Source organism: Cupriavidus sp. 05N38 (assembly GCF_056397345.1).
The window spans coordinates 32,264-52,222 of the sequence record NZ_JBFTNF010000012.1; the positions used below are offsets into that span (position 1 = coordinate 32,264).

General features: G+C 68.2%; 13 protein-coding genes, 1 tRNA gene and 1 pseudogene. 7 read left to right on the forward strand and 8 right to left on the reverse strand.

Translation table 11 applies throughout. The features are described 5' to 3' along the window. Nucleotides 1-276 precede the first annotated feature (276 nt). Nucleotides 277-2,109 carry an ABC transporter ATP-binding protein gene (locus AC1DK4_RS11235; protein WP_477131533.1) on the forward strand — a complete coding sequence of 611 codons (1,833 nt, stop codon included), beginning with the start codon at nt 277-279 and terminating at the stop codon, nt 2,107-2,109. A gap of 88 nt (nt 2,110-2,197) precedes the next feature. Here the strand turns inward: AC1DK4_RS11235 and AC1DK4_RS11240 are convergent, their stop codons facing one another. From AC1DK4_RS11240 to AC1DK4_RS11260, 5 genes and pseudogenes are all read right to left on the reverse strand, one after another. Beyond that, nucleotides 2,198-2,728 carry a chromate transporter gene (locus tag AC1DK4_RS11240; RefSeq protein ID WP_441613078.1) on the reverse strand — a complete coding sequence of 177 codons (531 nt, stop codon included), beginning with the start codon at nt 2,726-2,728 and terminating at the stop codon, nt 2,198-2,200. Nucleotides 2,729-2,853: 125 nt separating this feature from the next. Continuing rightward, nucleotides 2,854-3,414, reverse strand: a pseudogene (locus AC1DK4_RS11245) (chromate transporter); the annotation flags it as partial. A 104-nt stretch (nt 3,415-3,518) separates the two neighbouring features. Continuing rightward, nucleotides 3,519-5,870 (reverse strand): DNA topoisomerase IV subunit A, encoded by a 2,352-nt coding sequence (gene parC / locus AC1DK4_RS11250; protein WP_477131534.1) that lies wholly within the window; start codon nt 5,868-5,870, stop codon nt 3,519-3,521. A gap of 69 nt (nt 5,871-5,939) precedes the next feature. Next, the gene (locus AC1DK4_RS11255; RefSeq protein WP_441649649.1) at nt 5,940-6,752 is read right to left on the reverse strand and encodes a lytic transglycosylase domain-containing protein; all 813 of its coding nucleotides are present in this window, start codon (nt 6,750-6,752) and stop codon (nt 5,940-5,942) included. A gap of 40 nt (nt 6,753-6,792) precedes the next feature. After that, the gene (locus tag AC1DK4_RS11260) at nt 6,793-8,784 is read right to left on the reverse strand and encodes a DNA topoisomerase IV subunit B (RefSeq protein WP_441643178.1); all 1,992 of its coding nucleotides are present in this window, start codon (nt 8,782-8,784) and stop codon (nt 6,793-6,795) included. Nucleotides 8,785-9,158: 374 nt separating this feature from the next. On the opposite strand from AC1DK4_RS11260, the gene AC1DK4_RS11265 reads away from it, so the two are divergent. Both AC1DK4_RS11265 and AC1DK4_RS11270 read left to right on the forward strand, forming a co-directional pair. After that, on the forward strand, nt 9,159-10,370 hold the full coding sequence (locus AC1DK4_RS11265) for an MFS transporter (protein ID WP_477131535.1): 1,212 nt from the start codon (nt 9,159-9,161) through the stop codon (nt 10,368-10,370). After that, the gene (locus AC1DK4_RS11270; RefSeq protein WP_441613083.1) at nt 10,367-10,504 is read left to right on the forward strand and encodes a hypothetical protein; all 138 of its coding nucleotides are present in this window, start codon (nt 10,367-10,369) and stop codon (nt 10,502-10,504) included. Before AC1DK4_RS11265 ends, AC1DK4_RS11270 begins: the two co-directional genes overlap by 4 nt. 119 nt (nt 10,505-10,623) lie before the next feature. Here AC1DK4_RS11270 and AC1DK4_RS11275 read toward each other — a convergent pair whose 3' ends face one another. Next, nucleotides 10,624-12,540 (reverse strand): ATP-binding cassette domain-containing protein, encoded by a 1,917-nt coding sequence (locus tag AC1DK4_RS11275; RefSeq protein ID WP_441613084.1) that lies wholly within the window; start codon nt 12,538-12,540, stop codon nt 10,624-10,626. Between the two features lie 733 nt (nt 12,541-13,273). On the opposite strand from AC1DK4_RS11275, the gene AC1DK4_RS11280 reads away from it, so the two are divergent. Both AC1DK4_RS11280 and AC1DK4_RS11285 read left to right on the forward strand, forming a co-directional pair. Further along, entirely contained in the window at nt 13,274-14,143 is an 870-nt protein-coding gene (locus tag AC1DK4_RS11280) for an amino acid ABC transporter substrate-binding protein (RefSeq protein ID WP_441613321.1), read from the forward strand. Between the two features lie 193 nt (nt 14,144-14,336). Further along, complete coding sequence (locus tag AC1DK4_RS11285) at nt 14,337-15,554, forward strand: benzoate/H(+) symporter BenE family transporter (protein WP_441613085.1); 1,218 nt, start codon at nt 14,337-14,339, stop codon at nt 15,552-15,554. Nucleotides 15,555-15,590: 36 nt separating this feature from the next. Here AC1DK4_RS11285 and AC1DK4_RS11290 read toward each other — a convergent pair whose 3' ends face one another. Continuing rightward, nucleotides 15,591-16,085 carry a hypothetical protein gene (locus tag AC1DK4_RS11290; protein WP_441613086.1) on the reverse strand — a complete coding sequence of 165 codons (495 nt, stop codon included), beginning with the start codon at nt 16,083-16,085 and terminating at the stop codon, nt 15,591-15,593. A 270-nt stretch (nt 16,086-16,355) separates the two neighbouring features. Between AC1DK4_RS11290 and AC1DK4_RS11295 the strand changes: the two genes are divergently transcribed. After that, nucleotides 16,356-16,688 (forward strand): DMT family transporter, encoded by a 333-nt coding sequence (locus tag AC1DK4_RS11295; RefSeq protein ID WP_441613087.1) that lies wholly within the window; start codon nt 16,356-16,358, stop codon nt 16,686-16,688. 153 nt (nt 16,689-16,841) lie between these two features. Here AC1DK4_RS11295 and AC1DK4_RS11300 read toward each other — a convergent pair. Further along, a tRNA-Arg gene (locus AC1DK4_RS11300) sits at nt 16,842-16,916 on the reverse strand. A gap of 992 nt (nt 16,917-17,908) precedes the next feature. On the opposite strand from AC1DK4_RS11300, the gene AC1DK4_RS11305 reads away from it, so the two are divergent. After that, nucleotides 17,909-19,867: a DEAD/DEAH box helicase gene (locus AC1DK4_RS11305; RefSeq protein WP_441613088.1), complete on the forward strand. Its 1,959-nt coding sequence runs from the start codon at nt 17,909-17,911 to the stop codon at nt 19,865-19,867. Nucleotides 19,868-19,959: the final 92 nt, after the last annotated feature.

Consider the following 19,959-nt stretch of genomic DNA (forward strand, 5'->3'; position numbering starts at 1 on the left):
CTGTGCGTGTATAGTGTTGTATAGACAAGCATAGATGTATTGGTGATTTCCCGGATATCGTCCATCGCGAATGGCGGAAGCGGCCAATATGGCCAGAAAGCGGCGCTTGCAGCGCACCTGGTACGAAGGACCTGGCGCGCCGGAGCGTCCGGGATCCGGCCACGAGTGCAGGGGACGGCTTCCGGCGCGCGCACCCGATCTGGGTATCATGGCAGTCCGTGGTGCCGGGTCAGTGCCGGGTCGGCGCCGGAGCGGCCCCGAGACCCCAGGAGACCCATGCTGCTGCGCTTGCTGGAACGAATGATCGACCCGTTTCGCAGCCTGCCCGACACCGAGCCGCCCGGGCAGATCTGGCGCTTCTATGCCTACTACCTGCGCGAGGTGTGGCCGGTCTTTGTGTTCCTGCTGGCGGTCGGGCTGGCGGGCGCGCTGATCGAGGTCGCGCTGTTCGGTTTCCTCGGCCGGCTGGTGGATCTCGCGCAAGCCACGCCGGGCCCGGAGTTCTTCCGGCGCCATGCCGGCGAACTGGCCTGGATGGCCGTGGTGGCGCTGCTGCTGCGCCCGCTCTTCAACGGCCTGCACGACATCCTGGTGCACCAGGTCATCAATCCCAGCCTGGGCAATCTCGTACGCTGGCAGAACCACCGCTACGTGCTCAAGCAGAGCATGTGGTTCTTCCAGAACGACTTCGCCGGGCGCATCGCCCAGCGCATCATGCAGACCGGCTTCTCGCTGCGCGACTCCGCCGTGCAGGCGGTGGATGCGATCTGGCACGTGCTGATCTACGCCGCCASTTCGCTCTACCTGTTCGCGCAGGCCGACTGGCGGCTGATGCTGCCGCTGCTGCTATGGATCTGCTGCTACACGGCGGCCATGCTGTACTTCACGCCGCGCGTGAAGGCGCGCTCGGTGGCCGCCACCGGCGCGCGCTCGCGGCTGATGGGGCGCATCGTCGACGGCTACACCAATATCACCACGCTCAAGCTGTTCGCCCACACGCGCCTGGAAGAAGACTACGCGCGCGAGGCCATGGCCGACCTCACCGACAAGGCACGCCGCTCGGGCCGCATGGTGAGCGCCATGGATTTCACCGTCACCGCGCTCAACGGCGCACTGATCGCCGGCACCACCGGGCTGGCCCTGTGGCTATGGAGCGACGGCCGCATCAGCGTGGGCGCGATCGCGCTCTCGGCCGGGCTGGTGATCCGCATCGTCAATATGTCGGGCTGGATCATGTGGGTGATCAACGGCATCTTCGAGAATGTCGGCCAGGTGCAGGACGGCATGCAGACCATCTCGGTGCCGCGCAAGGTGACCGACCGGGAGGGCGCGCCGCCGCTGCGCGTGACGCGCGGCGAGGTACGCTTCGAGGACGTGGGATTCCACTATGGCAAGGGCGCTGGCGTGATCGACAAGATCGACCTCACAGTGCGCCCTGGCGAGAAGATCGGCCTGGTCGGCCCGTCCGGCGCGGGCAAGTCCACGCTGGTCAACCTGCTGCTGCGGCTGTAYGACGTCGAGCAGGGCCGCATCCTGATCGACGGCCAGGACATTGCCGCGGTCACGCAGGAGAGCCTGCGCGCGCAGATCGGCATGGTGACGCAGGACACCTCGCTGCTGCACCGCTCGATCCGCGACAACCTGCGCTACGGCCGCCCCGATGCCACCGAGGCGGAACTGATGGCCGCCGCCGCGGACGCCCACGCCGCCGGCTTCATCCCGCAACTGCGCGACGCCCACGGCGCCACCGGGCTCGACGCCCAGGTCGGCGAGCGCGGCGTCAAGCTCTCCGGCGGGCAGCGCCAGCGCATCGCGGTGGCGCGCGTGCTGCTCAAGGACGCGCCGATCCTGATCCTCGACGAAGCCACCTCGGCGCTCGATTCCGAAGTAGAAGCCGCCATCCAGGAGAACCTGGAAACGCTGATGCGGGGCAAGACCGTGATCGCCATCGCGCACCGGCTCTCCACCATCGCGCGCATGGACCGCCTGGTGGTGCTGGACAACGGGCGCATCGCGGAGAGCGGCACGCACGCCGAGCTGCTGGCGCACGGCGGCCTCTACGCGCGGCTGTGGGCGCACCAGACCGGCGGCTTCGTCGGCGTGGAATAGCACGCGCGGCAGACAGCGTTCGTGCGCCGCGTTCAGCGCATCCGCCGTGCGCCGCACCGGCGCATGGCCGCGGCCGCGGCGCCGCGCGCTAGACGAGGCCCAGCAAGCCGGCCCCCGCCCCCAGCGCCACCAGCATCAGCGGGTGCACGCGCGTCTTGAGCATCAGCACGATGGTGACCAGCGTCACCGCCACCGCGGTCCAGCGGTGATCCACGCTCGCGGCCAGGATCCAGCCGGTGGAAAACAGCAGGCCGATGGTGAGCGTGGCAAGCCCGCGCCGGATCAGCCCCGGCCAGCGCGCATGCGGCGAGCGCCCGGCGAAATACTCGAAGCCGAGCGCGATCACGCTCGACGGGCCGCAGATGCCGATCATGCCGACGATGGCCCCGGCCAGCCCCGCCACCTGCCAGCCGAACAGCGCGACGAACAGGATGTTCGGCCCCGGCGCGGCTTGCGAGATCGCATACATGGCGGAGAACTGCGTATCGGTCATCCAGCCGTTGGACTCCACCAGGAAGCGGTGCATGTCCGGGATGGTGGAGCTGGCGCCGCCGATGGCCAGGAAGGACAGCAGCAGGAAATGGGTGAGCAGGCTGCTGAGCACATTGGGCGGGTTCATTGGCGCGGCTCCTCGCCCGGGGCAGGGTCGACGCCGCCATCGCCCGGGGGCACCGGCGGCAGCTCGATCGCCGCCGGCGGCAGGGCCGCCTGCGCCGCCGCGTGTGCCCGCAGCGCCTGGCCCTCCGCGTGCCACTCGAGCACCAGGCCGAGCGGCACCAGCACCGCCATCACCGGCACCAGCGGCCAGCGCAGCAGCCCGATGCCGGCGAAGGCCGCCACGCCGATCATGATGCCGCGCACCGTGCGCGGCTGGCTCTGCGCGAGCCTGAAGCCGGTCGACAGCACCAGGCCCGCCGACACCGCGGTCATGCCGGTCAGCATGCGCTGCACCGCCGCCACATCGCGGTAGTGCTCGTAGAGCAGCATCAGCGCCAGCACCCCCACCATCGGCACCATCACCAGCCCCGCGAACGCCGCCAGCGCGCCGCGCAGGCCGGCAAAGCGCAGGCCCAGCATGAGCGCGAGGTTGATCACATTGGGCCCGGGCAGCACCTGCCCGAGGCTCAGCAGCTCGACGAAGTCGCGGTCGCCCAGCCAGCGGTTGCGGTCGACCACCGCGCGCCGCACGAAGGGCAGCACGCCGCCGAAGCCGGACAGGCCCATGCGCGCAAATTCGATGAACAGGTGGCGCGGCGTGGGCGGCGGCGCAAGCGCGTCGCCGCCGGGGACGGGAGAAACTGGCATGTCACTAAGCAAGCAAGACGGCACGCCGGCCGGGCGGATGCCCTGGGCGGCGTGCCGGAAATGAAAAAGGCCCTGCGCTTGTCGCGCAGGGCCTGGTTGGCAGATCAGTTGCCGCCTGCCGGCGGCTCGATCCTCACGGGATCGATGCGCGGGTCCTTGAGCCTGGCCTCCAGCGCGCGGCCCTTGCGGGCGCGCTTGCCCACATACGGCAGCAGGTTCTGCCCCGCCACCTTCTGCGAGCCCGGCTTGCCGCCACGCCCTGCACCGGACAGCACCAGCCCCGGCGCGCCCACGGCGATGGCCTGCAGCAGCGTTTCCTTGGGCTCGAGCTCCATCAGGATCACGCCGCGGCCGCCGGCCGACAGGGACTTGATCTCGTCGAGCGCGACCAGCAGCATGCGGCCATTGGCCGACAGGCAGGCCACATGCGTGGCCTCCTCGCCGATCGGCGCGGGCACCAGCGGGGCGTCGCCTTCGTCCAGCGTGAGGTAGGCGCGGCCGCCCTTCTGCCGGCTGACCATGTCGCCCACCTTGGTCTGGAAGCCGTTGCCGCCCTGCGTGGCGATCAGCATGCGCTGGTCGAGTCCGCCGGCGAAGGTATGGGCGATCTGGCTGCCGGCCTGCAGCTCGATCAGCGTGGTCACCGGCACGCCGTCGCCACGCCCGCCGGGCAGCCCGGCCACCGGCACCGTGTACACACGGCCGTTGGTGCCGAACACCAGCATCACGTCCACCGTGCGGCACTCGAAGGTGCCGTAGAGCGCGTCGCCCGCCTTGAAGGTGAACTGCTGCGCGTCGTGGCCGTGGGCCTGGCGCGTGCGCACCCAGCCCTTCTGCGAGACCACCACGGTGACGGGCTCGTCGACCACGCGCACTTCGGCGGCGGCGCGGCGTTCTTCCTGGATCAGCGTGCGGCGCGGGTCCTTGTCTTCGGGGCTGAACTGCTTGGCGTCGGTCTCGATCTCCTTGATGATGCGCCGGCGCATCACGGTCTCGGACTTGAGCAGCACGTCGAGGTCGGCCTGTTCTTCGCGCAGCTCCTTCAGTTCCTTCTCGATGCGCAGGGCTTCGAGCCGGGCCAGCTGGCGCAGGCGGATTTCCAGGATGTCCTCGGCCTGGCGGTCGGACAGGCCGAAGGCCTGCATCAGCGCCGGCTTGGGTTCGTCGCTCTCGCGGATGATGCGGATCACCTCGTCGATATTGAGCAACACCAGCATGCGGCCTTCGAGGATGTGGATGCGGTCCTCGACCTTGCCCAGGCGATAGCGCGTGCGGCGCGTGACGGTCTCGAAGCGGAACGCGATCCACTCGCGCAGGATCTCGGGCAGGCCCTTCTGGCGCGGCCGGCCGTCGGTGCCGATCATCACCAGGTTGATCGACGCGCCCGACTCCAGGCTGGTATGCGCGAGCAGCGTCTGGATGAAATCCTGCTGCTCGATGTTCTTGCTCTTGGGCTCGAACACCAGGCGCACCGGCGCGTCCTTGCCGGACTCGTCGCGCACCGCGTCGAGCACGGCCAGYATGCCCTGCTTGAGCTGCAGTTGCTCGGGCGTGAGCGACTTCTTGCCGGTGCGGACCTTCGGGTTGGTGATTTCCTCGATTTCCTCGAGCACCTTCTGCGCCGACGTGCTTGGCGGCAGTTCGGTCACCACCAGTTGCCACTGGCCGCGCGCCATGTCCTCGATGATCCAGCGCGCGCGCACCTTCAGGCTGCCGCGGCCGCCCTCGTAGATCTGCGCGATATCCGAGGCCGGCGAGATGATCTGGCCGCCGCCCGGATAGTCAGGACCCGGCATCAGCGCCAGCAGCTCGGCCAGCGTGATGTTGGGATTGCGGATCATCGCCACGGTGGCCGCCGCCACTTCGCGCAGGTTGTGCGGCGGCACTTCGGTGGCCATGCCCACGGCGATGCCGGATGCGCCGTTGAGCAGCACGAAGGGCAGCCGCGCGGGCATCAGCTTGGGCTCTTCCATCGAGCCGTCGTAGTTGGGCACGAAGTCCACCGTGCCCTGGTCGATCTCGTCGAGCAGCAGGCGCGAGATCGGCGTGAGGCGCGCCTCGGTGTAGCGCATGGCCGCCGCGCCGTCGCCGTCGCGCGAGCCGAAGTTGCCCTGGCCGTCGATCAGCGGGTAGCRCAGCGAGAAGTCCTGCGCCAGGCGCACCAGCGCGTCGTAGGCGGACTGGTCGCCGTGCGGGTGATACTTGCCCAGCACGTCGCCCACCACGCGCGCGGACTTGACCGGCTTGGCGTCGGAGCGCAGGCCCATTTCGTGCATGGCGAACAGGATGCGGCGCTGCACCGGCTTCTGGCCGTCGGCCACTTCCGGCAGCGCGCGTCCCTTGACCACGCTGATGGCGTAGTCGAGGTAGGCGCGCTCGGCGTAGTGCGCGAGCGTCAGCGAGTCCGCGCCACCATCGGGCGAACCTGGGTCAAACAGAGTGTCTTGTTGTTCCATGGCTTGGCAGGAAGACGGCGCGCCTGTCTGTAGCGCGGCGCGCCGGTTGCATATTGTTCGTTGTCGGTGTCAGGGCATGTTGCGGCGCCCGCCGATCACCATCTTGACGCGGCTCACGCCGCCCGCGCCGCCTCCCGCCACGCTCGCGGGCGTGCCGCCCGGCTGGTAGAAGCGGTAGAACTGCAGCACCGTGCTGACATACTGTTGCGTCTCCGGGAACGGCGGGACGCGGTTGTTGTAGCGCTGCACCGCGCCCTCTCCCGCGTTGTACGCCGCCAGCACCAGTTCGAGGTTGCCGGGGAACAGCTCCATCAGCCAGCGCAGGTAGCGCACGCCGGCCGAGATATTGGTGCGCGGGTCCGCCAGCTTCTGCTCCACCGTGCGGCGCGCGTCGGCGGCGACGCCAAAGCGCGCGCCGGTGTCGGGAATCACCTGCATCAGCCCGATCGCGCCCTTGGGCGACACCGCGCCGGCATTGAAGCCCGACTCCACCGCCATCACCGCCTTGACCAGCGCCGGGTCCACGTTCTGCGCCTGCGCCACCTGGCGGATGATCGGCTCGACCGTGGCGATGTTCGGGTGGTTGACGATATAGCGGTAGAGCTTGTGCGTCTCCAGGTCGATCTGGCCGCCAGCGCCAGCGCCAGCGCCAGCGCCCGCGCCCGCGCCCGCGCGGCCCGGCGAGACGCGCAGCTCGCCGCCGTTCCGCATGAACAGCGTATAGCGCTCATCGAGCTTCTCGTCGGCAAAATGCGCCACGCCGTCGTCGTCGATATAGCCATAAAGCGCCGCGTGGGCCGCCGGCGCGCAAGCCAGGCCGGCCAGCAGCAGGACGGCAGCCATGCGCCGCCACCGCTTGCTCTCAGGTCTGGTATTCGCCATCGGGTTTCCTCGCGTCATGCGGATCTCGGAAGCGGGCCGCTCAGATGTCGGCCACCACCTCGTTGCCCCGCTCTTCGAGCCAGGTGCGCCGCTGCGCGGCCTCGCCCTTGCCCATCAGCATGTTCATCACGCCCACGGTCTGCGGCAGGTCGAAGCTGCCCAGCGCCACCGGCAGCAAGCGGCGCGTATCGGGGTTCATGGTGGTTTCCCAGAGCTGCTCGGCATTCATCTCGCCCAGGCCCTTGAAGCGGGAGATCTGCCAGCTGTTCTCCTTGACGCCGTCCTTGAGCAGCTTGTCCTGGATCGCCACCAGCTCGCCGTCGTCGAGCGCGTAGAGCTTCTGCGCCGGCTTCTTGCCGCGCGCGGGCGCATCCACCCGGTACAGCGGCGGGCGTGCCACGCACACATTGCCGTTGTCGATCAGCTTGGGGAAATGGCGGAAGAACAGCGTCAGCAACAGCACCTGGATGTGCGCGCCGTCCACGTCCGCGTCGGACAGGATGCAGATCTTGCCGTAGCGCAGGTTGGACAGGTCGGGCTCGTCGTTGGGGCCGTGCGGGTCCACGCCGATCGCCACCGCGATGTCGTGCACCTCGTTGTTGGCGAACAGGCGGTCGCGCTCGGTCTCCCAGGTATTGAGCACCTTGCCGCGCAGCGGCAGGATGGCCTGGAACTCCTTGTCGCGCCCCATCTTGGCCGAGCCGCCGGCGGAGTCGCCTTCGACCAGGAACAGTTCGTTGCGGGTGACGTCGGTGGATTCGCAGTCGGTCAGCTTGCCCGGCAGCACGGCCACGCCCGAGCCCTTCTTCTTCTCCACCTTCTGCGCGGCGCGCGTGCGCGCCTGGGCCTGGCGGATCACCAGCTCGGCCAGCTTCTTGCCGTACTCGACATGGTGGTTGAGCCACAGCTCCAGCGCGGGACGGCTGAAGGTGGACACCAGGCGCACCGCGTCGCGGCTGTTCAGGCGCTCCTTGATCTGGCCCTGGAACTGCGGGTCCAGCACCTTGGCCGACAGCACGAACGAGGCGCGCGCGAACACGTCTTCGCTCATCAGCTTGACGCCCTTGGGCTGCAGCGCGTGCATCTCGATAAAACTCTTGACCGCCTGGAACAGGCCCTCGCGCAGGCCGGACTCGTGCGTGCCGCCGGCCGGCGTGGGGATCAGGTTGACGTAGGACTCGCGCACCGGCGCGCCGTCCTCGGTCCAGGCCACCACCCACGTTGCGCCCTCGCCCTCGGCAAAGCCTTCTTCGGCGGCGTTGGCGTCCGGGTCGGCGAAATGCTCGCCCTCGAACATCGGCACCACCAGTTCGGCGCCGCTGCCCTGCGCCAGCGCTTCGACCAGGTAGCCCTTGAGGCCCTGGTCGTACTGCCAGGTCTGGCGCTCGCCGTTCTTCTCATGCAGCAGGGTGACCTTCACGCCTGGCAGCAGCACGGCCTTGCTGCGCAGCAGACGCTGCAACTCGGCCAGCGGGATGGTGGCCGAATCGAAATACTTGGGGTCCGGCCACACCTGCACGCGCGTGCCGCTCTTCTTCTCGCCGCGCTCGAGCTTGCGGGTGGCCAGCGGCACGGTGACGTCGCCGCCCGAGAAGGTCAGCGTGGCGTTGTTGCCGTCGCGCCAGACGGTGACGTCGAGCTGCGTCGACAGCGCGTTGGTGACCGAAACGCCGACGCCGTGCAGGCCGCCGGAAAAGGCATAGGCGCCGCCCTTGCCCTTGTCGAACTTGCCGCCCGCGTGCAGGCGCGTGAAGACGATCTCCACCACCGGGACCTGCTCTTCGGGATGGATGCCGACCGGGATGCCGCGGCCGTCGTCCTCCACGCTGACGCTGCCGTCGCGGTGCAGGGTGACCATGATCTCGGTGCCATACCCGCCCAGGGCTTCATCGGAGGCGTTGTCGATCACTTCCTGCACGATGTGCAGGGGGTTGTCGGTACGGGTGTACATGCCGGGCCGTTGCTTGACCGGCTCCAGGCCCTTGAGGACCCGGATGGAAGATTCGCTGTACTGACTGGTTTTGCTCGCCATGGAGTCGCTTGCTTAGTGGGATTCTCGGCCAGCCCGGCGCCACGGCGGTCCGCCGCGCGCCAGCCAGGGTGGCCGGGCAGCCTGCATTGTAATGGAAGCGCGTGACCGTCTTGCCACCATTCTCGATCGCATCAGCCCGCGCCCGATGCGGCACATTGCTGCGCCGTCCCGGCGCGCCACGCGGCCCCCGGATGCGGAGTAAACTCCCCCGCACCGGGCTGCGCGGCCAGGCTGCGCCCTTGCCGGGGCAGCCGGCAAGGGCGCCTGCGGCAGGCGCCGGCGAAGGATGAGAGCAGAACGAGAGAAGAACCAGAACAAAATTAGAACAACACGACAAACAGAGCCAAGGGACGCACGCCAAGATGCAGAACACCATGCAGAAGAAACCACTTTCCCTCACCACCGTGCTGATTTGCGGTGGCTTGCTGGTCACCTTGTCGATGGGCATCCGGCACGGATTCGGGCTGTTCAACCTGCCGATCACCCAGGCGCATGGCTGGAGCCGCGAGACTTTCGCCTTTGCGCTGGCGCTGCAGAACCTGATGTGGGGGGTGACCCAGCCGTTTACCGGGGCGCTGGCCGACAAGTTCGGCGCGTTCCGCATCATGCTGATCGGCGTGGCGCTCTATGTGGCAGGCCTGCTGGTCATGGCCATGGCCAGCTCCGGCACCGCCTTTGCCTCGGGCGCCGGCATCCTGATCGGCATCGCGCAATCGGGAACCACGTATAGCGTGGTCTACGGCGTGATCGGGCGCGTGGCCAGCGCCGAGAAGCGCGTGTGGGCCATGGGCATATCCGCGGCGGCGGGCTCGTTCGGGCAGTTCCTGATGATTCCGGTGGAGCAGACGCTGATTTCCACGGCCGGCTGGCAAAACGCGCTGCTCGTGCTGGCGGTGCTGGCCTGCCTGATGCTGCCGCTGGCCTTCAGCCTGCGCGAGCCGAAAGCCGAAGCGCATGCGGGCGGTTTCCAGCAGACCATCGGCCAGGCCGTGCGGGAGGCCTTCGGCAACCGCAACTTCCAGCTGCTGACGCTGGGTTACTTCGTGTGCGGGTTCCAGGTCGTGTTCATCGGCGTGCACCTTGCGCCGTACCTGAAGGACCGCGGCCTGACCGATCCCAAGGTCGCCACCGTGGCGCTGGCGCTGATCGGCCTGTTMAATGTGTTCGGCACCTACACTGCCGGCGCGCTGGGCCAGCGCATGCCCAAGCGGTACCTGCTGTCGTTCATCTACATCACCCGCTCGGTGGTGATCGCGGCCTACCTGCTGTTGCCGCTCACGGCCGCCAGCACCTGGGTGTTCGCCGCGCTGATGGGCTTGTTGTGGCTGTCCACGGTGCCGCTGACCAACGGCATCATCGCCCAGGTGTTCGGCGTGCAGTACTTGTCGATGCTGTCCGGGGTGGTGTTCTTCTCGCACCAGATCGGCAGCTTCCTGGGGGCGTGGCTGGGCGGCTTCCTCTATGACCGCACCGGCAACTACAACACGGTGTGGATGATCGCCATCGGGCTGGGCGCGCTCGCCGCACTGGTCAACCTGCCGATCCGCGAGCACGCCATCTCGCGCCCGCGGGTGGTGGCGGCATGATCGCGCGCGCCACCGTCTTGCGCGCCACCGGCTTCGCGGTGGCGGCCATGGTGCTGGCGCTGGCCTTCCTGGGCTACCTGCGGCCGGCCTTCATGGTCGACCTGACCAATATGGTGCTGGCCTGGTGCGGCTAGCGGGCCCGGCCACGCCCTGATTGATTCCTCCCCTTCCCCATGAGGGGAGAAAGGAAACGACCTCGGGCACCGCGGGCGGCCTTGGCGGAGCCTGGCAGCAGCGCGGCGGCGTCCGGACTTTACTGCGCCTCGCCCTTTGTCTTCGCCTCCAGCACTTCCCAGCGCTCCAGCGTCTCCAGCAGTTCCATCTCGATCTCGTCGTGGCGGGTGCCGAGCTGCGTCGCCTTGGCGGGATCGCTGGCGTAGAGCGTACCGTCCGCGAGTTGCGCGGACACGGTCTGCTGCTCCTTCTCGAGCGCGGCGATGCGCTCGGGCAGGCCGTCCAGTTCACGCTGCTCTTTGTACGACAGCTTGACGCGCGCGGCCGCGCGGGCCTCGCGCGGCTTGGCTGCCTCGGCGGCCTTGCGCTCGCCGCCGCGCGCTTCCTGCATGGCCGTGCTGCGTGCCGACTGCACCTGCCAGTCGGAATAGCCGCCCACGTATTCGCGCCAGCGCCCGTCGCCTTCGGCGGCAATGGTCGAGGTCACCACGTTGTCGAGGAAGGCCCGGTCGTGCGAGACCAGGAACACGGTGCCGCTATAGTCCTGCAGCAGTTCCTCGAGCAGCTCCAGCGTGTCGATGTCGAGGTCGTTGGTCGGCTCGTCGAGCACCAGCACATTGGCCGGGCGGGCGAACAGGCGCGCCAGCAGCAGGCGGTTGCGCTCGCCGCCGGACAGTGACTTCACCGGGGAACGCGCGCGCTCGGGCGCGAACAGGAAATCACCCAGGTAGCTCATCACGTGCTTGCGCTGGCCATTGATCTCGACCCAGTCGCTGCCCGGGCTGATGGTATCGGCCAGCGAGCGCTCCAGGTCGAGCTGGGTGCGCATCTGGTCGAAATACGCCACCTGCATATTGCTGCCGTTCTTCACGGTGCCGCCGTCCGGTGCCAGCTCGCCGAGGATCAGGCGCAGCAGCGTGGTCTTGCCGGCGCCGTTGGCGCCGATCAGGCCGACCTTGTCGCCGCGCATGATGGTGCCGGTGAAATCGCGCACCACCACCTTGTCGACGAAGCCCTTGCTGACGTCGGTCAGCTCGGCCACGATCTTGCCGGAGCGTTCGCCCTGCGACACCTCCAGCTTGACGTTGCCCTGCACGTCGCGCCGCGAGGCGCGCTCGCTGCGCATCGTCACCAGGCGCTGGATGCGGGCCACGCTGCGCGTGCGGCGCGCCTCCACGCCCTTGCGGATCCACACTTCCTCCTGCGCCAGCAGCTTGTCGAACTTCGCCTGCTCGACCTGCTCGGCCGCCATTTGCTCGGCCTTGCGCGTCTGGTAGGCGGCGAAGTTGCCGGGGAAGGACACCAGCCGGCCGCGGTCCAGCTCGACGATGCGGGTCGCCACGCGGTCGAGGAAGGCACGGTCGTGGGTAATGAGCAGCACGCTGCCGCGGAAGGACAGCAGCAGGTCTTCAAGCCAGCGGATGGCTTCCACGTCCAGGTGGTTGGTGGGTTCGTCGAGCAGCAGGATGTCGGGCTCGGCCACCAGCGCCTGCGCCAGCGCCACGCGCTTCTGCATGCCGCCGGACAAGGCATCCACCCGCACATTGGCGCTCAGGCCAAGCTGCGCCAGCGTGGTTTCCACGCGCGTGCGCACTTGCCACGCCCCGGCGGCGTCGACCTCGGACTGCAGGCGGTGCAACTCGGCCAGCGCGGCCTCGTCGTGGTTGTCGTCCAGCGCGGCCAGCGCGGCTTCGTATGCGACCAGCAGGTCATGGACCTGGCCCAGGCCCTGGGATACCGCATCGAATACCACCTGGCCGGGCTCGAATTGCGGCTCCTGGGGCACATAAGCCGAGGTCACGCCACTCTGGCGCGCGATCAGGCCATCGTCCGGCGCGGACAGGCCGGCCACGATCTTGAGCAGCGAGGACTTGCCCGAGCCGTTGCGGCCAATCAGGCCGACGCGCTCGCCGGCTTCCAGGGAGAAGTCGGCATGGTCGAGCAAGGCCACATGCCCAAAGGCGAGCTGGGCGTCGGAAATCGAAAACAGGGCCATGGGAGCAGCAGTACGAAAAGGAAGACAGAGGTGGCGGCACGGGCGCGGCGCTGGCGCCCACGGGCGCAAGGCACGACGAAGGCGCGGCAGAACGGTGCTCGCCCAGCGCCACGCGGGCAGCGCGTCGCGCCGGACCGGGCGCCAGGATGCCAGGTAGCCGGCATTGTAGACCAGTGTGGCCTCGCGGCCCGGCGGCGGGGGCCGGCGACCGGCCCGGCATGCGCCGGAAAAAAAGAAGGGCCCGCGCTGGCGCGGGCCCAAGAGTCTCTCCTCGGTGCCCTGCTCGCAAGGCACGAATGCAGGATAGCAAGGGCCCCGGCGCCGCTCTAGTCGGACAAATCCGTAAGGGAAAGCCCCGTCAACGTGCACCGCTCTCGCCCACGGTGCGCGACGCACCCGGATGCCCTGTTCAAACCCCCGTTTTAGTGCGCAGTTGCGCGCCGCGCAACACTCCCCTGGGCGCGTATTGTCGAGCCGCGCACGGCCATGGAACAATGGCCGCCGGTCAAGCAAGCCGCAGCACGACGGCAGCAACTTACAAAAAGCCGGTCAGCAACCGGTGCGGGCAGCCCGACGCCAGACAACGCTTGTTCTGCGATTAGTCGTTCCAGCCGCTTTTCTTTGTACGGGGAATTCCATGATCTATCCGCGTTCGCATTGCTTGCGCGACGCCCGGCCGGGGTTCGCGCCTGCCCGGGGCCGCGCGCTGCCCTTGCTGTCCACGCTTGCACTGATGCTGACGGTGGCCGCGGGCATGCCGCCTGCCGTGGCCCAGACGTCGGCGACACCCGTCCTGCTGCGCATCCAGCAGAGCGGCACGCTGCGCATCGCCCACCGCGAAAGCTCGGTGCCGTTCTCGTTCGTGGCGGACGGCAAGCCGTTCGGCTACGCGGTCGACCTTTGCCTGCGCGTGGCCGACTCGCTGCGCGACGCCCTGAAGATGCCGGGCCTGAGGGTGGAATACGTGCCGGTCACGCCGGCCAGCCGCATCCCCGCCATCGTCGAAGGCAAGGCCGATCTCGAGTGCGGCTCCACCACCAACAACCGCGAACGGCGCGAACAGGTCGCCTTCACCATCCCGCACTACATCGCCGGCAGCCGCATGCTGGTCAAGAGCGACTCGGGCATCCGCAAGCTGAGCGACCTGCGCGGCAAGACCGTGGTCTCGACGACCGGCACCACGCCGCTGGCCATGGTGCGCCAGATCAACGGTGCCGGCGCCATGCAGATGAAGGTGCTGGAAGCCAAGGACCATGCCGAGGCCTTCGCCATGGTCGAGCAAGGCAAGGCCGACGCCTTCATCATGGACGACGTGCTGCTCTACGGCCTGCGCGCCAATGCGAAGAACCCGGCGAGCTTCACCATTACCAGCGAACTGCTGACGATCGAGCCTTACGCGATCATGCTGTCGCGCCGGGATGCAGAGTTCAAGCACCTGGTGGACAAGGCACTGATCGCCTCGATCTATTCGCAGGATACGCAGAAGCTCTACAAGAAGTGGTTCCAGTCGCCGATCCCGCCGAACGGGGTCAACCTCGATATCCCGATGAGCTACCTGCTGCGGGATTCGTTCAAGTTCCCCAGCGACAAGGTCGCCGACTGAGCCGGTGCCCCGGGACGCGTCCCGGGGCGGCCACGCCCTGGCGCGGGCAGGCAGGCGACAAAAAAGAGGAGACTCGTGCGAAGATGGCGGCCCGGCCGCATCCGCGGTTCTTCGCTTTCTTCGCCGTCTCGTTTCCCTGCCGCGCGCTCCGGGGCTCACAGGCCTCGTGAGGTATCGCCGGCAACCCTGCCCGATGCCCGCCACTGTCCCGCCCAAGCTCTCCGATCTCTCCGTCCCGGCGCTCGTCGCCGGCCTGATAGCCATGCTGACCGGCTACACCAGCTCGCTGGTGCTGATGATCCAGGCCGGCCAGGCCGCGCATCTCTCCGATGCGCAGGTCGCATCGTGGATCTGGGCGCTATCGATCGGCATGGGTGTCACCACCATCGGGCTGTCGCTGCTGACGCGCGCGCCCATCGTGATCGCCTGGTCCACGCCCGGCGCGGCGCTGCTCATCGCCAGCCTGCCCGGCGTGCCCTACCCGGAAGCCATCGGCGCCTTCGTGATGGCAGCATTGCTGATGACCGCGGCAGGGCTGACGGGCTGGTTCGACAAGCTGATGCGCGCCCTGCCGGCCAGCATTGCCTCCGCGCTGCTGGCCGGCATCCTGTTCCGCATCAGCGTCGATGTGTTCGTACAGGTCCAGCAGCAGACCGTGTTGCTGCTGGTGATGTTTGCGCTCTACCTGGCCGGCAGGCGCTGGTGGCCGCGCTACGCGGTGCCTGGCGTGCTGGTGGCGGGCGTGGCACTGGCCGGCGCGCTGGGCCAGTTGCATTTCGAAGCGTTCCATTTCGCGCTGGCGGCGCCGGTGTGGACCACGCCGGCCTTCTCCGTGCAGGCGTTCGTCAGCATCGCGGTGCCACTATTCATCGTCGCGCTGGCTTCGCAGAACGTGCCCGGGCTGGCGGTGCTGCGCGCCGACGGCTATCACGTTGCCGCCTCGCCACTGATCGCCGTGACCGGCATCGCCTCCGCCCTGCTCGCGCCGTTCGGCTCGCACGGCATCAACCTGGCCGCGATCACGGCAGCGATCTGCACCGGCCCGCAGGCCGACCCCGACCGCGACCGCCGCTACACGGCAGCCGTGGTTTGCGGCATCGGCTATCTGGTGGCGGGTGTGCTTGCCGCCAGCATCGCGGCGCTGTTCGCCGCCTTTCCCAAGGCGCTGGTGGTGGCGGTGGCGGCCTTCGCCCTGCTCGGCTCCATCGCCAGCGGGCTGACCACGGCCATGCAGGTGCCAGCCGAACGCGAGGCGGCCTTGCTGACCTTCATGATCACCGCCTCCGGCATGACGCTGGCGGGCGTGGGCTCGGCCTTCTGGGGCGTGGTGGGTGGCATGCTGGCGCTGCTGGTGCTGCGCCCGCGCGCCGCCCCGGCAAGCGGCCAGGGCCGCGACGCGCAGTCAAGATGAAGCGAGACGGCCCCGGACTCTTGCCGGGCGTGCCGCTCAGAGCAGCAGGAAAGCGATATCGGCGGCGCACATGCCGGATAGCGGCGCGCCCTTGCGGCGCTGGAAGAGAATGTGCTGCAGCACGCGGTCGCGGTGCTCGGCGAAGACGGCGGGATCGAAACTCAGCGCGGTCAGCGCGTAGTGCTCGGCCAGCAGCTTGTAGACCCGGTGGCGCACCATCAGCATCTCGCTCTCGGCGCGCAGGCGGCTGACCTCGCCGGCGTTGTCCTCTTCGAGCTGCCGCATGCCCACCACCACCCGCGCATGCATGCCACGGTAGCGGTCCAGTTCGCCATGCGCCTTGCGCAGTTCCTCGCGCAGCGCCCGTACCTCCTGCTGCAAACGCAGATTGTGCTGGACGCCCCGCTGGATGCGCGACGCCTCCTCCAGCGCCACATCCGCGGCGGCAATCGTGTTCTGCCAGACCCCCTGCCCCGCCAGCGCGCCATCCACCTGCGGCCAAACGGTCTGCAACTCGTCGTCGCCTTTCATGGCGCCCCCCTGTGAACCTGACTCACCCGCCTCCGGCTTTATCGTATTGCCAGCTGGTCGGCACTACCGCGACATACCAGGCTCTCTGAGGAACCCTAACTGCGATTGAAGGCCGCATCCCGGCGCGGGGCAACCACCTGAAAGTAGGGGGTTGTCCGTGGCCGCGCGCCCGCGCCCGCCCGGTTACGCACTGTACACCCCCTTCCCGGCCCGGCCGACGCCATGTGGGAAAATGCGCACCCGGCGACAATCAATGCAGGAAAACGACCGATGAACAGCTACGTGCTCCTGGCCCTGGCCATCGTGGCCGAAGTGATTGCCACCAGCAGCCTCAAGGCCGCCGACAATTTCACGCGCCTGCTCCCCAGCTTGCTGGTGGTAAGCGGCTATGTGGCCGCCTTCTTCCTGCTGATGCAGGTCATGAAAACCGTGCCGGTCGGCATTGCCTACGCCATCTGGTGCGGCGCCGGCATCGTGCTGGTCACGCTGATCGCCGGCGTGCTGTACCGGCAGATCCCGGACCTGGCGGCATGGCTGGGCATCGGCCTGATCGTGGCGGGGGTGGCGGTGATCCAGTTGTTTTCGAAGACGGGGGCGCATTGAGTGATCCGGCGGCGCATAGTCAAGCCCGGGAGAGTGCCGCAGGTTCCGGGCTTCCCTGCAGACGGAGACAGAGACGGACACTAGACGGAGACGGACACTACATAGCCTGAAACGGGGCATCGTCCGACGAACCGCGAAGAACCAGCGTTGCACTGGTCCCGCCGACAGGAATCGAACCTGTATCTAGCGCTTAGGAGGCGCTCGTTCTATCCATTGAACTACGGCGAGCGGATAGACCCCGCGGATGTGTGGCGCGCCTCGATGGCACGGATCCGGGAGCAGGCCCGGAGTATATCAAAAACCGCACGGCGCAAACGCTGGCCGCGGCAATGAAAGCGGCAGGCGTGACGCAACGGGAGTGAGGCGGGCGGATGGGCCTCGGGATTGAAGACACCTGACATGAAAAAGCCCGCCAGTCTGCTGGCGGGCCGGTTGCGGACGGTCCGGACCTTCCTGGTCACATCGGCGTTATCCCGGCAAACAGTCGTGCAAGCAGGATTCCCATGATTCCGCCCATGACGCGGACGTCCCTCCGGACCACCCGGAGAGCCGAAGGAATACTGGCAGTGACGCCGACTGCCGCGATACCAGCGGCGAGCAGCACTTAAATCAAAGCGCCAAGGAAGGTCAGCGGTATGCTTGGTCCGCTACCTTGCCGGGCGTAGGTGAGCCCGACGGATTCAGTATAGGCAGACGACCGGCGGATGCAACTCCCGCGGCGGCAAGGCCCTTGACCGGCAAAGCGGACAAAGGGCCACGCAGCAGAGACTCGCCAGCGCACATAGAGAATTCTTATCGCAGCGCAACAAATTACTTTTGTTTCTGCTACAATACGCGCCGTGAGTTCGCACTGTGAGTTGTGCAACACGCCAGCCGCGACCTGCGGCAGGCGATACCGCCCCCGCTCTCAAGCTCTGCTCCCCGGTCCCGCCGGCTGGCCCGTCCTGATGGCCAAGTGGTGATACCCGACAGAACGCATTTCTCACCGACGTCGCCTCGTCTCCGATCCTGTTGAACAGCTTGTATCGAGCTGTTTGCCTGCCAGGGAATACGCACCCGGCCTTGTGCCGATGCCGCCCTGCCTGCCGCCGTACTGCCAGCGTGTCTGTCGTAACGGCCTCACCGATTGGCGCCGAAGCCTTTTTTAAGACTTTGCACTGCGCCCGCCCCTGCACACTCGATTGGCATGGGGTGCCATGCATTTAAATAAAAGTTACGACATGACCCAGCACGACATCCGTGCGGAGCAGGATTTTGCCTCCGCCGCTGACGCATCGACCGAAGCCGCCATCATCGCCACGCCCGCAGCCCAGGAACCGAGCCCGCTCGAGAAGATCGACGCCATGCTCAACCCGGCCGCCGAGCCTGCCGCCGCCGCTCCGGTTGCTGCCGACAACGGCTTTGCCAAGCTCGGCCTGGACGAAGCCATCCTGCGCGCCCTCGCCGAACTGAACTACACCACGCCCACGCCGGTGCAGGCGCAGGCAATCCCCGCCTTCCTGGCCGGCCGCGATCTGCTGGTTTCCAGCCAGACCGGCTCGGGCAAGACTGGCGCGTTCATGCTGCCGGCCATCCAGCGCATCAGCGAAAAGGCTGCGCCGAACCGCCCGCGCTTTGACGAGCCGGCCAAGCGCATGAAGGGCAAGCGCCCCCGCCCCGCACCGGCGCAGCCGGCGCTGCTGGTGCTGACGCCGACGCGTGAACTGGCCCTGCAGGTGACCGAAGCCGCCGCAAAGTACGGCCGCCACCTGCGCCGCATCGTGTGCGCCAGCATCCTGGGCGGCATGCCCTACCCGAAGCAGCTGGCCATGCTGTCGAAGATGCCCGACATCCTGGTGGCAACGCCGGGCCGCCTGCTCGACCACATCGAAGCCGGCCGCATCGACCTGTCGGCGCTGGACATGCTGGTGTTCGACGAAGCCGACCGCATGCTGGACATGGGCTTTGCCGATGACATCGACGCCATCGTCGCCGCCACCCCGGCCACCCGCCAGACGCTGATGTTCTCGGCCACGCTGGACGGCCGCATCGCCCAGCTCGCCTCGCGCCAGCTGCGCGACCCGCAACGCATCGAGATCGCCGCTGCCCGCGCCGACCAGAGCAATATCGAACAGCGCCTGCACTTCACCGACGACATGTCGCACAAGGAAAAGCTGCTCGACCACCTGCTGCGCGATGTCAGCCTCAAGCAAGCGATCGTCTTCACCGCCACCAAGCGCGATGCCGACTCGCTGGCCGAGCGCCTGTCGGACACCGGCTTCGCGGCCGGCGCACTGCACGGCGACATGACCCAGGGCGCGCGCAACCGCACCCTGACCTCGCTGCGCCGTGGCAACCTGCGCATCCTGGTGGCCACCGACGTGGCCGCGCGCGGCATCGACGTGCCCGACATCACCCACGTGGTGAACTTCGACCTGCCCAAGCAGGCCGAGGACTACGTGCACCGTATCGGCCGTACCGGCCGCGCGGGCCGCTCGGGCGTCGCCATCAACCTTGTGAACCATGGCGACATGTTCCAGTGGAAGCGCATCGAGCGCTTCACCAACAACCGCATCGACGCTTCGGTGATCGAAGGCCTGGAACCGCGCCGCTCGCCCAAGCCGCGCACCGGCTTCGGCGGCAAGCCGGGTGGTGACCGCGGCGGCTACCGTGGCAACAGCAACGGCGGCGGCTACCGCGGCGGCGAAAACCGCAGCTTCGGCGACCGCAAGTTCGGTGGCGGCGAAAGCCGCAGCTACGGCAACCGCGACGGCGCACCGCGCCCGGCCGGCGACCGCCCGTTCGGCGACCGCGACGGCAACCGTGGCTTCGGTGACCGCGGCGGCTTCGGCTACCGCGGCCAGAGCGCCAACACCGGTGCCGGCGGCAACGCCGGCAATGGCGGCCAGCGCAGCTTCGGCAACGAAGGCGGCTACCGCGGCGGCGACAACCGTGGCTTCGGCAACCGTGACGGCGCAGCACCGCGCAGCTTCGGCGACAACAACCGCAGCTTCGGCGGCGGCGCACCGGCCGGCAACGGCGGTGGCTACCGTGGCGGCGAAGGCCGCAGCAGCTACGGCAACCGTGACGGCGCTCCGCGCAGCTTCGGCGACGGTAACCGCGACGGCAACCGTGGCGGCTTCGGCGGCCAGCGCAATGGCAACGGCAACGGCGGCGGCCGCTCGCGTTTCGAGCGCTGATCGGAGACAGGGCTGGCCGCCACGGCGCACAGCCCCTTCCGGCAAAAGAAGAAGGCACCCTCGGGTGCCTTTTTCTTTTGCCGCCTGCATGG

Coding starts and splice junctions, on each gene's coding strand:
- AC1DK4_RS11240 (WP_441613078.1), bottom strand. CDS start 2,728: ATGAACCCGCCCAATGTGCTCAGCAGCCTGCTCACCCATTTCCTGCTG.
- AC1DK4_RS11255 (WP_441649649.1), bottom strand. CDS start 6,752: ATGGCGAATACCAGACCTGAGAGCAAGCGGTGGCGGCGCATGGCTGCC.
- AC1DK4_RS11260 (WP_441643178.1), bottom strand. CDS start 8,784: ATGGCGAGCAAAACCAGTCAGTACAGCGAATCTTCCATCCGGGTCCTC.
- AC1DK4_RS11270 (WP_441613083.1), top strand. CDS start 10,367: ATGATCGCGCGCGCCACCGTCTTGCGCGCCACCGGCTTCGCGGTGGCG.
- AC1DK4_RS11275 (WP_441613084.1), bottom strand. CDS start 12,540: ATGGCCCTGTTTTCGATTTCCGACGCCCAGCTCGCCTTTGGGCATGTG.
- AC1DK4_RS11280 (WP_441613321.1), top strand. CDS start 13,274: ATGCTGACGGTGGCCGCGGGCATGCCGCCTGCCGTGGCCCAGACGTCG.
- AC1DK4_RS11285 (WP_441613085.1), top strand. CDS start 14,337: ATGCCCGCCACTGTCCCGCCCAAGCTCTCCGATCTCTCCGTCCCGGCG.
- AC1DK4_RS11290 (WP_441613086.1), bottom strand. CDS start 16,085: ATGAAAGGCGACGACGAGTTGCAGACCGTTTGGCCGCAGGTGGATGGC.
- AC1DK4_RS11295 (WP_441613087.1), top strand. CDS start 16,356: ATGAACAGCTACGTGCTCCTGGCCCTGGCCATCGTGGCCGAAGTGATT.
- AC1DK4_RS11305 (WP_441613088.1), top strand. CDS start 17,909: ATGACCCAGCACGACATCCGTGCGGAGCAGGATTTTGCCTCCGCCGCT.